The sequence below is a fragment of the Brucella sp. NBRC 12953 genome (genome assembly GCF_040369775.1).
In the GTDB taxonomy this organism is placed as follows: domain Bacteria; phylum Pseudomonadota; class Alphaproteobacteria; order Rhizobiales; family Rhizobiaceae; genus Brucella; species Brucella pseudogrignonensis.
The window spans coordinates 133,235-148,063 of the sequence record NZ_BAABSV010000002.1 but is presented as its reverse complement, the minus strand read 5'-3'; the positions used below and the strand labels follow the sequence as shown (position 1 = coordinate 148,063).

Sequence of the window (14,829 nt, the reverse complement as noted above, 5' to 3'; positions counted from 1 at the left end):
CTCCACATTTCAAGCATGCATAAGCTGTGGCATTGCTGCCAGCGCTTCGCATGTTATGTTGTTCCCGCGACCCGGCTCTTTGGCCTCAATCTTCTTGCAGTATTTGCAAAAACTTGACTAGTTGGTCAAAATGCAGGCTAGAAGAGCGTTCGACAACGGTCAAGCGGTTTTAAGAAATTTTGCTTCGTCAGAAGGTGTTAAATGGTCACAGATGCGACAGCTCCCGCCGAAGCAGGTGCAAACGAGAAGGCGGAAGGTGCGACGCGCATTCAGGCGATCAACCGCAGGCTTATTCTGGATGCAGCGCTTGATGTCTTTTCCGCCTATGGCTTTCGCGGTTCGACAGTCGATCAGATCGCCGAAAAGGCAGGGATGTCGAAGCCAAACCTGCTTTATTATTTTCCGCGCAAGCAGAATATCTATGTGACGGTTCTTGAAGAGACACTCACAGAATGGCTTGGCCCGTTTGAGAGCATCAACCCGCAAGGCGATCCGCTTGAAGAGCTGCGAAACTATATCGCGCAGAAGCTTGAGCTTTCGGCCAAACGGCCAGAAGCATCGCGGCTGTTTGCCAATGAAATTCTGCATGGCGCACCGGCAATTACCGAGTTTCTGAAAGGCCATCTGAAAGATCTGGTCGATGAAAAAGCGCGGGTTATTCATCGCTGGATTGAGGAGAAGCGCATTGCGCCGATTGATCCCTATCACCTGATTTTCACGATCTGGGCGGTGACGCAGCATTATTCCGACTTCTCCGTTCAGGTCGCAGCCATACTTGGCAAACGCACGGAAGAACCGGATTTTTATGAGCAGACGGCGCGCTCCATTGCGGCAATCATTCTTGACGGTGTGCGCGTTCGCGACGATGTTTCGTCATCATGAAAACGATTCTTATTGCAGCAGCCATTGTCCGTGATGAAGCGGGCCGTTTCCTCCTCGTGCGCAAGCGCGGCAGCGAGATTTTTTTCCAGCCCGGTGGCAAGATTGATGCAGGCGAAGCGCCTGAAATAGCCCTAATCCGCGAGATCGAAGAAGAGCTTGGCATTCGCATTGACGAAAGCCAGTTAAGCTATGCTGCGAAAATGTCAGCGCCTGCAGCCAATGAACTTGATTCCACAGTTGAAGCCGAGCTGTTTCATCTCACCCTGAAAGAAGGACAGGTGCCTGCCGCTTCCAGTGAGATTGAAGAACTGATCTGGCTCAAGGCTGGTGATCAAAGCCGCCCCGTTGCCCTGCTTTCGCAGAGCATTCAGGCGCGGTTTTCGGATGCAGTTTAAGCGCTCTCGACGCGATTTCCTTCGCCATCGAACAGATGGAGATGCTGTGCCGGGAAGCTCACCTGAACAGAACCCTGCGCATGAAGCGCATCGCGATCCAGCGTGAAAATCTTGAACGGCAATCCGTGCAGGCTGAGATGCAGGATAATGCCGAAACCGGTCGGCTCGACCAGATCGACATCAGCCGTCAGGCTTGCTGAATTCTCGATATGCACATGCTCGGGACGAATGCCTAGCGTGGCGTTCGCGCCGTCCTTGAGTTTTACCGGCTGCGGCAGTGCGATGAGCGTGCCGTCCTTGAGTTTCAGACGCGGACCACCATCCTTTTCAAGATAGGTAACATCGAGAAAATTCATGGCGGGTGAACCGATGAAACCTGCCACGAAGAGATTGGCCGGGCGGTCATAAAGCTCCAGTGGAGAGCCGACCTGCTGCACCACACCACCATGCATGGCGACGATACGGTCGGCCAGAGTCATGGCTTCGATCTGGTCATGTGTCACATAGATGGATGTGGCTTTCAGCTCACCATGCAGCTTCTTGATTTCAGCACGCATCTGCTCACGCAGGCGGGCGTCGAGGTTGGAAAGCGGCTCGTCAAAGAGGAAGGCCTTGGGCTGACGCACAATTGCGCGGCCCATGGCAACACGCTGACGCTGGCCGCCGGAAAGCGCCTTCGGACGGCGGTCCAGCAAAGGATCAAGGCCGAGCTTGGCGGCGGTCGATTTGATGGCGCTTGCAATCTTTTCTTTCGGCGTTTTGCGCAGCCGCATACTGTAGCTCATATTGTCGGCGACACTCATATGCGGGTAGAGCGCATAGGACTGAAACACCATCGCAATATCGCGGTCTTTGGGTGCCAGTTCATTGACGCGCTTGCCACTGATCTGCACCTGGCCGGCAGTGATGTCTTCAAGGCCAGCAATCATGCGCAACAAGGTGGATTTGCCACAGCCTGACGGGCCGACCAGCACAATGAATTCGCCATCTTTGATCTCAAGATCAACGCCGTGCAGAACAGCATGTTCGCCATAGCTTTTGCGGACTGACTGAATATCGATGGAAGCCATAGGGAAAAATCCTTTCAGCCTTTGACCGCGCCAGCCGTGAGGCCCTGCACGAGATATCGTTGAATGAGGAAGAAGAAGAGACAGGCCGGGATCAGCGCGAGCACGCCCGCTGCCATCATCTGTCCGAAATCGACCGAGAATTTTGAGACGAAGCTCAAAAGCCCGACCGGGAACGTGGCTGAATCATTGCCGGAAATCAGCATCAGCGCGAACAGAAGCTCGCTCCACGCTGCGGTGAAAACAAAGCCTAGCGTTGCTGCAATACCGGGCAGAGTCAGCGGCAGAATGATCTGGCGGAAAGCCATGAACTGCGTTGCGCCGTCGATCTTGGCGGCTTCTTCGAGATCCTTCGGAATGCCGTCGAAGAACGATTGCATCAGGAAGGTGGCAAAAGGCACATTGAATGCCGAATAGACGATGATGAGGCCGATCAGGCTATTGGTGAGACCGAGCGGTGCCATGATCTTGTAGATTGGCGCGATCAGCATCACGAGCGGAAACATCTGCGTCAGTAGCATCAGCGCCACAATCCAGTATTTGGCGCGGAAGTTGAAACGTGACAGCGCATAGCCGGAGAGCGATGCCAGCAACGTAACAATAATGGCAGTTGAGCCGGACACGATCAGGCTGTTGCGGAAAAACAGCGGAAATGAGCTGTTATTCAACACATGGCTGAAGTGATCGAACGTCATACGCGATGGCCATAGCCGCACGCCTTCGCTGTAAAGCAGATCATTGGGTGTGACGGAAACCTTCACCAGCCAGAAAATCGGAAACAGTGCAAACAGAACGAATAGCAGAATGGCAATGCGATGCGCGCCAACAAGGAGGATTTTACGGTTGGTCATGGCCTCAATCCTTGTTCAGAAGCGTCTGGCGCAACAGCACGATGAGCATCGAATAGACCATCAGCAGCACAAGCAAGACCATCGCAATCGCCGAGGCATAACCGAAATCAAGCCGTTTGAAGGCCTGCGTGAAAATATAGCTGGCGACGATCTGGGTCCGGTCGGCAGGACCGCCGCCGGTCATCACGACAATCAGATCGGCACTGTTGGCAATCCAGACGGTGCGCAGCAAAATGGTGATAGCCATGGTTGGCGCAAGGTATGGAAGAGTGATTGAGAGAAAACGCTGGAAGGGGCCAGCACCATCGATCGCTGCTGCTTCATAAAGGTCGCGCGGGATAGCCTGCAAGGCGGCCAGCATGGTGATGGCAAAGAACGGAATACCCCACCACACACCGGCGGTAATGATGCCCCACATGGCCAGATTAGGGTCGGACAGGATGTTGTCTGGTGCGCTCAGAATACCGATTGCATGTAGCCAATGCGGCAGCGGGCCGATAACCGGATTAAAAAGCCATGCAAAGTTAAGACCTGTGAGGAAAGTCGGCACAGCCCATGGCAGGAAGATCAACGCCTGTGCCAGCCCACGTCCGGCGAATGGCTTGTCGAGCAACAGGGCGAGAATAAGCCCGAACACGAATTGCAGCAGCACCGAGCAACCGGTCCACCAGAGTGTATTTTTTAAGGAACGATAGAAAGCCTGATCGGTCGCAAGTTCGCGGAAATGATCAAGCCCCACATAGCCACCCGAAAACGGGTTGAGCAACTGAATGTCGCGAAAGGCATAGGAGACGCCGAGGATCAGCGGAACCAGCATGACGGCGCCGATGAGGATCAGTGCGGGGGCACTGTAGAGATAAGGTTCGGAGGCGTGCGCAAGTCGCTGCAGAAAACTGCGGCGATCCTGCTTTGGCACGTCGTTGCGCACCGGGGCCTTTATGGAAGCGGTGTCGTTCATCATTTTTCCCTTCGCGGGGCTGCATCATTCGCTTTGCAGGCGTGGCTGTTCCACGCCTGCAAGCTGTTCATGTTGCTATTGCTTTGAAAGGTGCTTCTGCTGTGCCTTGGTCAGATATTCTGCCCATTGGTCGGCCAGCTGATCTGGCGTGATGTCGCCGAGAAGCGCTTCCTGCGAGGTCTTGATGACGAGCGAATCCTTGAAGAATGCAAATTCTTCCAGATAGGTCGGCATGACGGTTGGAACGACGTTCTTGTCAGCCAGTTCATCGAACCAGCCCTTGAACTGCTCGCCGCTATAGAACGGATCGTTCTGAGCGGATTTGAGAACCGGCAAGGCGCCGGTGCGCTTGTTCCATTCGATGTTGCCTTCCGGGCCTTCAAGCATCGAGATCAGCTTCCAGGAGAGGTCCTTGTTCTGGCTGCCGCTCATCATCGACCAGCCGGCAAAGCCGATGGTCGGGAAGGTCTTGCCAGCCGGGCCCTTTGGCATGATGGCAACGCCGAAATCTTCCGGCTTCATGCGTTCGGCAATGGCGATCAGCGCATCCGGGTCTTGGTTGAGGAAGGCGCAGGTGCCGCTATAGAAACCGGCGACGGTTTCGTTGAAGCCCCAGTTGACGCTGTCCTTCGGTGCAAGGCCGTTCTTGTAGAGATCGACCATCCAGGTGATGCCCTTTTTCCAGCCTTCGCTGTTCATGGTAGAGGTGCCGTCTTCGTTGAAGAACTTATTGTCACCGGCCATGGATGCAGCAAAAATCACCCAGCCATTGAGGCCGCCGGGGCCACCACGCATACAGAACCCGGACTTGCCGGGAAGAGCGGCAATCTTCTTGGAGGCTTCGACAAATTCGTCCATCGTCTTCGGTGGCTCGGATACACCAGCCTCAGACAGCAGCTTCTTGTTGTAGAACATGGCGTTCAGATAGAAGCCGTAAGGCAGCGTATAGGCTGTGTTCTTGACGCTGCGGCCAAGTTCAAGCGCGCGCTCGGTCAGGTCTGGTGTGGTTTCCCACTTTTCAAGATATGGCTCGAGGCTTTCCAGCATCCCGTTATTGGCATAGAGCGAAACCCAGGTGTCTGGCATTTCCATGACGTCAGGAATTTCACCAGCCGAAACCATGGTTGCGAATTTCTGGAAGGATTCGCCCCATGGCAGCGAGATGATCTCGACCTTGGTGCCCGGATTGGCTGCCTCAAACTTGGCAACGATGGATTCAAGCGTCTTAGTACGCTCCGGGCTGGTAATGACTTCAACAAGCTTCAGAGTGGTATCGGCAAGTGCCGTACCGCTCAAAAGCATGGTTGCGAATGCGGCTGCTATTAGTTTTTTCATTGCAGTTCCCCTTATTGCTCCTCACTAGATTTTCGTTATTCGGTCGATGCTGTGAGCGCTCCTTCAATATCCCGCCACAGCGCTTCCGTTCCTTCCAGTCCGACATGCAGGCGCACGGAGCGCGGGTCGATGCCGAACGTATGTGCTGAATTTGGCTGTGCTTTCTGCTGCAGCACGACTTCGCCTGGCACGATCAGGCTTTCATGTCCGCCCCAGCTCACGCCGAGCTTGAACAGATCGAGGTGATTGCAGAATTCGCGAATGTTCACGCCTTCCCGGAAGATGACCGAGAACAGACCGGACGTACCCTTGAGGCCCGCAGGCAGACGATTGGCAAGTGCCGGGTGGCAGACGGTCTCAACCACATCCAGCGCCTGAAGACGCTTTGCAATTTCCAGTGCCGAAGCCTCATGCGCCTTCATGCGCGTCGGCAAGGTGCGCATACCACGCACCAGAAGCCACGCATCAAATGGCGAAAGCTTGCCGCCAAGATATGGATATGTTTCTGCGCGGATTGCATTGATCAGCTCTTTCGAGCCGGTCACGACACCGGCCACGACATCGCTATGGCCGCCAAGATATTTCGATGCCGAATGCACGACAAGATCAACGCCAAGCGACAGCGGGCGCTGGAAGATCGGGCTGGCCCAGCTGTTATCGATGATGCTCAACACGCCATGCTGCTTGGCAATCGTTGCCAAGGCACCGACATCATGGGCTTCCATGACCCAGCTCGTCGGGCTTTCCATATAGAAGAGCTTTGCACCGGGCAGGGCTTTTGCGACCGCTTCCTCGTCGCGGCCATCGACGTAGTCTACCTGCACCTGCATTCGCTTCATAATGGTGCCGAACAGGCGGAACGCATCTGGATAGACATGGCGCACGGCAACAATGCGATCACCCGGCTTAACAAATGCCAGAACACTTGAGGAGATCGCAGCCATGCCGCTGGCAAACCCCAGCGCGTCTTCGCCGCCTTCAAGTTTCGCCAGCATTTCTTCAAATGCCCGCACGGTCGGGTTCAGGCCGCGCGTGTAGATCGGGCGAACCTTTTCGCCGCGATAGGAGGCTACCATGTCGTCATAGCTTGGGAAGGTGAAAAGCGAAGTCTGCACGATGGGCGGAACCACGGCGTCGTATGCATTGCCTTCATCATGGGCAACCGTAAGCGCTGCGAAATCCAGCGGATCCATCCCGTCGGTCATTTGGACATTTCCTTGATGTCTTCCTCGACAATGTCGAGGATCTTGAGTGTTTCCTGCCGAGCGGCTTCAGGGTCCTGAGCCACGATGGCGTTAAAGAGCGTGCGGTGAAACGGAAAGGTTCGCCGCGCGAAGTCGATCCGCTCGAACGGATGATCCCAGAAGTGCAAGAAGGCTTCGCGCATCTGTTCGAGCAATTGTCTGAAAAGCGGATTATGGGTCGCGTCGTAAATGGCCAGGTGAAACGCCAGATCTTCCGGGCCAGACGTGCCGTCCGCGATATGAACACGCTCCATCTCATTGAGATTGCGTTCGATGATGACGAGGTCTTCAGCCGTGCGTTTGCGGGCGGCGACCATGCTGGCTTCGGCTTCGATGCCACGGCGTACTTCAAGCGATTGCAGCAAAGCATCACGCAATTGCGCAGGATCGAATGAAAGCGGCATATGAATGGTTGCTGCCGAAACGGGCTTTAGCAGATAGGTGCCGCTGCCTTTGCGGGCTTCGATCACACCCAGCGCCTGAAAGTGTCGGATTGCTTCGCGAATGGTGGAGCGCCCCACGGCCAGCGCGGTCATCAATTCACGTTCGGCGGGAAGGCGATCTCCGGCCTGAAGCTGAGCGGTCTGGATATAGGTTGCGAGCGCATCCGTTACCTGCCGGGCGCGATCCATCGGCGGTAGTGGTGCAATCTGCAGCAGCCTGCGATCTTTCATTCCGCCATCTCCCACTGGCTTCGTGCATCGGAATTTGCCGCATTGCTCTGAGTTTTCATTTTTCAGTTATGCGGCAGTTCGAATGACGTCAGGCCGCATCCCCTTATTGGTTCTAAAATTGGTCTGACATCATACTAATATCGACGGGAAATCGGCATTGTCAAGCGGGTGATGATTAAGGCCTTTACGGGATAGTGGTCGGGGTTGGTGAATTATCCTATTGATATTAAATGCAGAATCGCTGCCTTGTTCTGCTTTGATGTCCAGGTAAATGATCTATTTGTGCATGAATATGCTGTTTGCATGTGTATGCTTTTCCGATTGCGCTTCGGCAAACTTGCTCCTATCAATCGCGGGAAGAGGCAGCGCGTCCCAAAAAGTGCGAAGCAGTTTTTGGATTAGGCGCGCTGAAAATGGAGTACGGCACGTTGCGTGCTGTGATTGAGGAGATACCCATGCATCTGAAGGCATCCGAGAAGCGGACGCTTGGCCGTACTGGTCTGACGGTAACCGCGCTTGGTCTGGGAACAGCACCTTTGGGCGGGCTTTATGCGCCTGTTTCGCGTGCTGACGCAGACGCGTTGCTGGAAGCCGGTTGGGACAGCGGTATTCGCTATTTCGATAGTGCTCCAATGTATGGCTATGGCCGTTGCGAACATTTGCTTGGCGATATGCTGCGCGAAAAAAGCGAACGTTCGGTTGTCTCCACCAAGGTCGGACGCCTGATGACCAATGAGCGCGCTGGTCGCACTTTGCCGCCAGCGCCGCCAAAGAATCCACTCGATTCGGGCTGGCATAATGGCCTCAATTTCCGTGAGGTTTTTGATTACAGCTATGACGGTGTGATGCGCAGCTTCGATGACAGTCAGCAGCGTCTGGGCTTTCCGGAAATTGATCTTCTCTATGTTCACGACATTGGCCGCGTGACCCATGCCGACAGACACGAGTTTCACTGGAACGCGCTGACCAAGGGCGGTGGTTTCCGTGCGCTGACCGAATTGCGCGGGGCAGGCAATATCAAGGGGTTCGGTCTTGGTGTGAACGAATGGCAGGTCATTCGCGATGCGCTTGAAGAGGCTGATCTTGATTGCTCGCTGTTGGCCGGGCGTTATTCGCTGCTCGATCAGGTGTCGGAAAAAGAATTCCTGCCGCTGGCGCAAAAGCGTGGCATGGCGCTGGTGATTGCTGGTGTGTTCAACTCCGGCATTCTGGCCGCGCCACGCGGCGGCGAACAGAAGTTCGATTATGCCGACGCGCCTGCTGAAATCATTGCTCGCACCAATCGCTTGCATGATATTTGCGATGCGTATCATGTGCCGCTCGCCGCTGCCGCTATGCAGTTCCCGATGATGCATGAGGCCGTCAGCTCCATTCTGATCGGTGTGCGTTCGCCAGAACAGATCAGGCAGAATGTCGTCTGGTTCGAGCAGTCGATTCCGCACGAATTCTGGACGACGCTTCGCTCGGAAGGTCTCATTTCCTAATCATGACTTCCAAAATTCTCTGCGTTGGTGCCCTCACCATGGACACCATTCTCCGCCTTGATGAACTCCCACTCGCGGCAGGCAAATATCTACCGCGTGAAGCCGTCGAGATCGCAGCTGGCATGGCTTCAAGTGCAGCCGCTGCGATCGCCCGGCTTGGCGGCAACGTGGCGCTCTGGGCTTCTGCGGGGATTGATTCAGTGGGCGACCGCGCCGTCGCAGAGCTTTCAGCCGAAGGCATCGATTGCGCTTATATCCGGCGGCTGGAAGGCGCACGCACGGCATTTTCTTCGATCCTCGTCGATGCGAATGGCGAACGCATCATCGTGCCGTTTTATGATCGCAGGCTTGCAAGTCCGGCTGATCCGGTGCCGCCGATTGCAGCGGGAACCTATGCGGCTGTTATGACCGATGTGCGCTGGCCATGGGCTGCTGAAACAGCACTTCGTGCTGCGCGCGATGCAGGTATTCCGGCCATTCTGGATGCCGATACAGCACCCGTCGAATTGCTGGAAACGCTGCTGCCGCTTGCAACTCATATTGTTGCATCGGAGCCTGCCGCAATCAGCGTCACGGGTACGGCGGACTTGCGTGAATGTGTCCGTATTCTCAGCAATCGCTATGATGTTTTCACATCTGTCACGGCTGGCGCAGATGGCTGCTATTGGGCGGAAGGTGCTGGCAAGCCTGTTTCCCATGTGGCGGGTTTCAAAGTCGATGCGGTGGATACGCTTGCTGCGGGCGACGTTTTCCACGGTGCTTTTGCACATGGTCTTGTTGAGGGCAAGGAGATGACTGACATCATCCGCTTTGCCAATGCCGCTGCCGCCATCAAATGCGCGCGCTTTGGTGGACGTGCCGGTTCTCCAAGCCAGGATGAAGTTGTTTCCTTCATCGAAACCGGTATTGTTCCAGCCCGATAAGCTGGGTTTCAATCGTAGACCTTCCTCATCCTGAGCCGGTGTGAAGTGCTGCCTGAAAGGGTGAGGGCAGCGCATGCCGGCGTTCTGGGCCGAGCCAAACTTACCGAACTCCGAGTTCTCCCACGCTCTCCCAAAATCATCCGAATGCACACTGAACACGAATTGACTCTTTACTAACATGTTAGTATGTGCAAACTTAAAGTTCAAACTTGGGAGGAGCCAGTTTTGGCACATAATCATTCTGGGCAGGAGCGCTTCGGGCTCTCTGCAGCGCTTACCACGCCATTCGATGCTGATGGCAAAATCGATGTCAGCCGGGCGCTGAAACATGCTCGCGCGCGCCTCGATAATGGCTGCTCAAGCGTCACCTTGTTTGGCACCACTGGCGAAGGTTCGTCGATTGCCGATGCTGAACGCGCTGCTCTTCTCGATGCATTTATCGCAGGCGGCTTCCCTGCTTCGAACATTGTTGTCGGCGTCATGGAAAATTCGGTTGCCGATGCTGTCCTTCAGTCGGCCGATGCGCTGCGTCGCGGTTGCAAGGCTATCCTTCTGGCTCCCCCTTCCTATTTCAAAAACCTATCCGACGAAGGTCTGTTCAACTGGTTCTCGTCTGTCTTCAAAGGTTTGGGCGAAGATGCGCGCAGCATCATTCTCTACAATATTCCATCGGTGACGGCGGTTGAGTTGTCGGTCGATCTCATCAGCCGTCTTCGTGCAGCTTTTGGCGGCATCATCACCGGCGTGAAGGATTCTTCCGGCACCTGGGCCTATACGGAAAAGCTGCTTGCAGCCCACAAAGATATTGCGATCCTTATCGGCGATGAACGTGATCTTGCTGCCGGTGTACGGCTTGGTGGACAGGGTGCGATTTCAGGCATGGCCAATCTGTTCCCGGATCGTCTTTTGCGCATGGTCAATGACGGTCAGGATGATGCTGAACTCGTCGGTGCCGTGCAGCAGCTGCTGAACTATCCGGTAACGCCTGCGGTCAAGGCCATGGTTGCGCGTCATACGGGTGACAAGGAATGGCGTCGCGTGCGCGCACCGCTGATTTCACTCAATGACGCGGATTTCGATGCAATTGGTAGTGTATTCGACCGTTTGCATCTGGCAAAAGCGGCTTAATAGCGGCATAAGCCTCGATAACAAAAAAGGGAATGGCTTTGGTGGACGATCACAACGAACCGGTAAAATTGCGGGATAAGGCTTATCAGAGCTTCACCCAGCATTTGCTGGCGCGTGATTTTCATCCGGGCCAGTTCGTTTCGCAGCGCCAGCTCGTCACCATGACGGGCTTGCCGCTGGGTGCGATCCGCGAGCTGATCCCGCGTCTTGAAGCGGAAGGCCTAATCAAGACCGTGCCGCAGCGCGGGCTCCAGATCGCGCATATCGATCTTAATCTGATCCGTGAAGCGTTTCAGTTTCGCCTTTTCATCGAAAAGGAGTCGATCGCGATTTTCTGCCAGTCGGCTTCCGATGAATTGCTGCGCTCGCTGCGTGCTGCCCATGAAGATACGCTCAACCGCGCGATGAGCGAAGGTGAAACACCGGAGCTTGAAGAGCAGGCGCAGAATATCGACTGGAGCATGCATGATACGATTGTCGGCTCACTCGATAATGAAATTATCTGGCGTGCCTATCAGACCAATACGATCAAGATGCGTCTGATCAATCAGGAGCGCTTCCGCATCACCGGACGCGTTATCCCGGTCATGCAGGAACATCTTTCCGTACTGAGTGCAATCGAGACCCGAGACCCGCAGACCGCTATGGATGCCATCGCCGTTCACATCAATAATGCACGGAAGCTGGCTTTGCAGATTTAACAACCGAGACCGGGCAAGAGGAGTTGCCGGGTTGAAGGAATCAATGGGCCAGGAAGGCCTAAGGGGAGGAGCATGTAATGAATCTATTACGTCCAACACGTCGCCAGTTTTTGGCAGGCACAGCGGCCATCGCCGCCTCAGGTGTAACAGGCATCAGCCCATCTTTCGCGCAGTCAGGCGCCCAGTCGACCGTTGACTGGAAGAAATATGCGGGCACAACGCTCGAAGTTAATCTCATCAAAAGTCCGCGCGGTGAAATCCTTCAGAAATATCAAAAGGAATTCGAAGAGCTGACTGGTATCAAGGTTAATTCCGAACAGATGCCAGAACAGCAGCAGCGCCAGAAGGCCGTGATCGAGCTGACTTCGGGTCGTCCGAGCTTCGACGTTATCCATATCAGCTATCACGTTCAGAAGCGCCAGTTTGAAAAGGGCGGCTGGCTTGCCGATCTCAATCCGTTCCTGAAAGACCCGACGCTGACTGATGCGTCGCTCACCGAAGATGATTTCGCAAGCGCCGGCCTAACTTTCGCTAAGGATGCCAATGGCCGCTTCGGCGCACTGCCATTCTCGGTCGATTACTGGATCATCTACTGGAACAAGGAACTCTTTGCCGCAAAGGGCATCGAATTCCCGAAGACCTTCGAAGAGCTGGTTGCAGCCGCAGAAGCACTTACCGATCCATCGACCAATACTTACGGCTTCGTCGCGCGCGGCATGAAGAATGCCAATGCACCGGTCTATACCAGCCTTCTGCTCGGCTATGGCAAGCAGTCGGTTGATGCGGACGGCAACCTGCAGACGGATTCGGCCGAAGGTATTGAAGCAGCCAAGCTTTATCAGCGTCTGATGACCAAATCGGCACCTCCCGGTGTTGCAGGCTTCAACTGGGCTGAATGCCAGTCGAACTTCCTGCAGGGTCGCGTTGGCATGTGGCTCGACGGTATTGGTTTCGCACCGCCGCTTGAAGATCCGAACAAGTCGCGTGTTGTCGGCAAGGTTGGCTATGGCGTCATGCCAGCAGGCCCGAATGCACAGGCAGCGCCAACGACAGGTGATGGCATCGGCGTGACCGAAGCCTCCAAGAACAAGGAAGCCGCATATCTTTACTGCCAGTGGGCCATTTCCAAGGAAATGGGTGCTCGCCTGTTGCAGTCGGGATCGGGCGTTCCGTTCCGCAAGTCGATCATCGACGATGCAGATGTGCGTAAAGGTGTCACCATGCCGGAAGGCTGGGTTGAAGCCCTCTCGAAATCTGCACCAATCAGCCAGCTCTGCTTGCCGGTCATCGTGCCTGTCACGGAATTCCGCGACATTATCGGTGTTGGCCTCACCAATCTTCTCAATGGTGCAGACGCAGAAGCTGAAATGAAACGCGCGACGGAAGAATTCCGTCCGGTCCTCGCACGGAGCGAAGGAAAATGACATCTGCCGCCCCGATAGGAGCAAAAACGGGAGCTGCTGCAAAAGCAGCTTCCTCCACCAAGGCGGCCACAAACCGTCTGCGGCCGAGCTACTGGCCGTTTGTTCTTCCTGCCTTGATCACTGTCGGGGCGGTGATCGTCTTCCCATGGGTGTTTACACTCTGGATGAGTACCAACCAGTGGCAGCTTGGCGGCGAGCAGAGCTTTGTCGGTTTTGACAATTATCTGCGTCTTGCGACCGATATGCGCTTCTGGGAATCCATGTGGCACACGGTTGTTTACACGGTTCTGTCCGTCGTGGCCCCGATGATATTGGGTACGATTGCAGCGCTGGTGTTTGACAGCAAATTGCCCATGCGTGGGCTGCTGCGCGGCATCTTCGTCATGCCGATGATGGCAACACCGGTTGCGGTCGCGCTGGTTTGGACGATGATGTATCACCCACAGCTGGGTGTGCTGAACTATCTCCTGTCGCTGATCGGCATTCCGCCGCAGGAATGGATCTTCAATCAGAGCACGGTTATCCCGTCGTTGGTTGCTGTTGAAACCTGGCAGTGGACGCCGCTGGTCATGCTGATCGTGCTGGGTGGCCTTGCATCCATGCCGCGCGATCCGTTTGAAAGCGCGGAAATTGATGGCGCCAATGGCTGGCAGAAATTCCGTTACATCACGCTTCCGATGATCCTGCCATTTATCATGGTTGCCGTTATCATCCGCTCGATTGATGCGCTGAAAAGCTTCGACATCATCTTTGCAATGACGCAAGGCGGTCCAGGAACGGCATCGGAAACCATCAATATCTATCTCTATAATGTGGCGTTTTCTTACTATGACATTGGTTACGGCTCGGCGATTGCTGTGGTGTTCTTTATTGTCATTATCGCCATGTCGATGATCCTTCTGGCGCTGCGCCAGCGGACCAAGTGGAACAGCTGAGGACAGGTCATGGCAAGCAAGTCTATTCTTTCAAAGCTTGGCACGGCACTCGTGGTGTTCGTCATCGTGTCGCCTGCAATCTTCTTCTTCGTCTGGATGCTGTCGCTTTCGTTGAAGTATGAAATCGACAACGGTGCTTATCCGCCTATCCTGATCCCTGACCGCATAGCATGGTCAAACTATACCGGGATTTTCGAGACCAATGACTTCCTGCTCTATTTCTGGAACAGTCTTCTGGTCACAGGAACCGCGACCTTGCTGGCATTGATTGTCGGCGTTCCGGCAGGCTACGGCATTGCGCGACTGCGTGCCAACAAGTCGGCAATCGTCATCATGATTGCGCGTATGACACCGGGCCTGTCTTACCTGATCCCGCTATTCCTGTTGTTCCAGACGCTCGGCCTTCTCGGCACGCTCTGGCCACAGATCATCATCCATCTGGTCGTCACCGTTCCAATCGTGATTTGGATCATGATCGGCTATTTCGAGACAACACCGATGGAGCTTGAAGAAGCAGCCATTATCGATGGTGCTTCCTCGTGGCAGGTGTTCATGAAGGTGGCACTCCCGATTGCTAAGCCCGGCGTTGTGGTGTCGCTCATCCTTGCGGTGATCTTCTCGTGGAACAATTTCGTTTTCGGCATCGTGCTTGCAAGCCGCGAGACACGCACCCTGCCGGTCGCAGTTTACAACATGCTGTCCTTTGAACAGGTCAGCTGGGGTCCGCTTGCATCTGCAGCCCTTGTGGTCACATTGCCGGTCCTGTTGCTAACCGTATTCGCACAGCGCCAGATCGTTGCAGGTCTGACAGCAGGCGCCGTCAAATAA

At 55.0% G+C, this 14,829-nt stretch carries 15 protein-coding genes; 9 read left to right on the top strand and 6 right to left on the bottom strand.

Going from position 1 to position 14,829, the window contains the following annotated elements; all coding sequences use genetic code 11:
* Nucleotides 1-201: 201 nt before the first annotated feature.
* Both ABWV94_RS04620 and ABWV94_RS04615 read left to right on the top strand, forming a co-directional pair.
* On the top strand, nucleotides 202-882 hold the full coding sequence (locus tag ABWV94_RS04620; RefSeq protein ID WP_007873454.1) for a TetR family transcriptional regulator C-terminal domain-containing protein: 681 nt from the start codon (nucleotides 202-204) through the stop codon (nucleotides 880-882).
* Nucleotides 879-1,277: an NUDIX hydrolase gene (locus ABWV94_RS04615; RefSeq protein WP_007873455.1), complete on the top strand. Its 399-nt coding sequence runs from the start codon at nucleotides 879-881 to the stop codon at nucleotides 1,275-1,277. The genes ABWV94_RS04620 and ABWV94_RS04615 overlap by 4 nt, the downstream gene beginning before the upstream one ends.
* Here the strand turns inward: ABWV94_RS04615 and ABWV94_RS04610 are convergent.
* From ABWV94_RS04610 to ABWV94_RS04585, 6 genes are all read right to left on the bottom strand, one after another.
* Nucleotides 1,274-2,347: an ABC transporter ATP-binding protein gene (locus ABWV94_RS04610; protein WP_113496012.1), complete on the bottom strand. Its 1,074-nt coding sequence runs from the start codon at nucleotides 2,345-2,347 to the stop codon at nucleotides 1,274-1,276. The genes ABWV94_RS04615 and ABWV94_RS04610 overlap by 4 nt on opposite strands.
* A 14-nt stretch (nucleotides 2,348-2,361) precedes the next feature.
* A complete protein-coding gene (locus ABWV94_RS04605; protein ID WP_007873457.1) occupies nucleotides 2,362-3,195 on the bottom strand; it encodes a carbohydrate ABC transporter permease in 834 nt (277 codons plus the stop codon).
* A 4-nt stretch (nucleotides 3,196-3,199) separates the two neighbouring features.
* Nucleotides 3,200-4,153 (bottom strand): carbohydrate ABC transporter permease, encoded by a 954-nt coding sequence (locus tag ABWV94_RS04600; protein WP_113496011.1) that lies wholly within the window; start codon nucleotides 4,151-4,153, stop codon nucleotides 3,200-3,202.
* A gap of 75 nt (nucleotides 4,154-4,228) precedes the next feature.
* A complete protein-coding gene (locus ABWV94_RS04595) occupies nucleotides 4,229-5,488 on the bottom strand; it encodes an ABC transporter substrate-binding protein (RefSeq protein ID WP_007873459.1) in 1,260 nt (419 codons plus the stop codon).
* Nucleotides 5,489-5,523: 35 nt separating this feature from the next.
* Nucleotides 5,524-6,693 carry a PLP-dependent transferase gene (locus ABWV94_RS04590; protein ID WP_007873461.1) on the bottom strand — a complete coding sequence of 390 codons (1,170 nt, stop codon included), beginning with the start codon at nucleotides 6,691-6,693 and terminating at the stop codon, nucleotides 5,524-5,526.
* Nucleotides 6,690-7,406: a FadR/GntR family transcriptional regulator gene (locus ABWV94_RS04585; protein WP_113496010.1), complete on the bottom strand. Its 717-nt coding sequence runs from the start codon at nucleotides 7,404-7,406 to the stop codon at nucleotides 6,690-6,692. The genes ABWV94_RS04590 and ABWV94_RS04585 overlap by 4 nt, the downstream gene beginning before the upstream one ends.
* A 455-nt stretch (nucleotides 7,407-7,861) precedes the next feature.
* On the opposite strand from ABWV94_RS04585, the gene ABWV94_RS04580 reads away from it, so the two are divergent.
* From ABWV94_RS04580 to ABWV94_RS04550, 7 genes are all read left to right on the top strand, one after another.
* The gene (locus tag ABWV94_RS04580) at nucleotides 7,862-8,890 is read left to right on the top strand and encodes an aldo/keto reductase (RefSeq protein ID WP_113496009.1); all 1,029 of its coding nucleotides are present in this window, start codon (nucleotides 7,862-7,864) and stop codon (nucleotides 8,888-8,890) included.
* Nucleotides 8,891-8,892: 2 nt separating this feature from the next.
* Entirely contained in the window at nucleotides 8,893-9,813 is a 921-nt protein-coding gene (locus tag ABWV94_RS04575) for a PfkB family carbohydrate kinase (RefSeq protein WP_113496008.1), read from the top strand.
* 225 nt (nucleotides 9,814-10,038) lie between these two features.
* Nucleotides 10,039-10,941: a dihydrodipicolinate synthase family protein gene (locus tag ABWV94_RS04570; protein WP_007873465.1), complete on the top strand. Its 903-nt coding sequence runs from the start codon at nucleotides 10,039-10,041 to the stop codon at nucleotides 10,939-10,941.
* A 41-nt stretch (nucleotides 10,942-10,982) separates the two neighbouring features.
* The gene (locus ABWV94_RS04565; protein ID WP_007873467.1) at nucleotides 10,983-11,642 is read left to right on the top strand and encodes a GntR family transcriptional regulator; all 660 of its coding nucleotides are present in this window, start codon (nucleotides 10,983-10,985) and stop codon (nucleotides 11,640-11,642) included.
* A 77-nt stretch (nucleotides 11,643-11,719) separates the two neighbouring features.
* Nucleotides 11,720-13,066 (top strand): ABC transporter substrate-binding protein, encoded by a 1,347-nt coding sequence (locus tag ABWV94_RS04560; protein WP_113496007.1) that lies wholly within the window; start codon nucleotides 11,720-11,722, stop codon nucleotides 13,064-13,066.
* Nucleotides 13,063-14,001, top strand: a complete 939-nt coding sequence (locus ABWV94_RS04555) for a carbohydrate ABC transporter permease (RefSeq protein WP_064320142.1) — start codon at nucleotides 13,063-13,065, stop codon at nucleotides 13,999-14,001. The genes ABWV94_RS04560 and ABWV94_RS04555 overlap by 4 nt, the downstream gene beginning before the upstream one ends.
* Before the next feature lie 9 nt (nucleotides 14,002-14,010).
* Entirely contained in the window at nucleotides 14,011-14,829 is an 819-nt protein-coding gene (locus ABWV94_RS04550) for a carbohydrate ABC transporter permease (protein WP_113496006.1), read from the top strand.

Coding starts and splice junctions, on each gene's coding strand:
- ABWV94_RS04620 (WP_007873454.1), top strand. CDS start 202: ATGGTCACAGATGCGACAGCTCCCGCCGAAGCAGGTGCAAACGAGAAG.
- ABWV94_RS04615 (WP_007873455.1), top strand. CDS start 879: ATGAAAACGATTCTTATTGCAGCAGCCATTGTCCGTGATGAAGCGGGC.
- ABWV94_RS04610 (WP_113496012.1), bottom strand. CDS start 2,347: ATGGCTTCCATCGATATTCAGTCAGTCCGCAAAAGCTATGGCGAACAT.
- ABWV94_RS04605 (WP_007873457.1), bottom strand. CDS start 3,195: ATGACCAACCGTAAAATCCTCCTTGTTGGCGCGCATCGCATTGCCATT.
- ABWV94_RS04600 (WP_113496011.1), bottom strand. CDS start 4,153: ATGAACGACACCGCTTCCATAAAGGCCCCGGTGCGCAACGACGTGCCA.
- ABWV94_RS04595 (WP_007873459.1), bottom strand. CDS start 5,488: ATGAAAAAACTAATAGCAGCCGCATTCGCAACCATGCTTTTGAGCGGT.
- ABWV94_RS04590 (WP_007873461.1), bottom strand. CDS start 6,693: ATGACCGACGGGATGGATCCGCTGGATTTCGCAGCGCTTACGGTTGCC.
- ABWV94_RS04585 (WP_113496010.1), bottom strand. CDS start 7,406: ATGAAAGATCGCAGGCTGCTGCAGATTGCACCACTACCGCCGATGGAT.
- ABWV94_RS04580 (WP_113496009.1), top strand. CDS start 7,862: ATGCATCTGAAGGCATCCGAGAAGCGGACGCTTGGCCGTACTGGTCTG.
- ABWV94_RS04575 (WP_113496008.1), top strand. CDS start 8,893: ATGACTTCCAAAATTCTCTGCGTTGGTGCCCTCACCATGGACACCATT.
- ABWV94_RS04560 (WP_113496007.1), top strand. CDS start 11,720: ATGAATCTATTACGTCCAACACGTCGCCAGTTTTTGGCAGGCACAGCG.
- ABWV94_RS04555 (WP_064320142.1), top strand. CDS start 13,063: ATGACATCTGCCGCCCCGATAGGAGCAAAAACGGGAGCTGCTGCAAAA.
- ABWV94_RS04550 (WP_113496006.1), top strand. CDS start 14,011: ATGGCAAGCAAGTCTATTCTTTCAAAGCTTGGCACGGCACTCGTGGTG.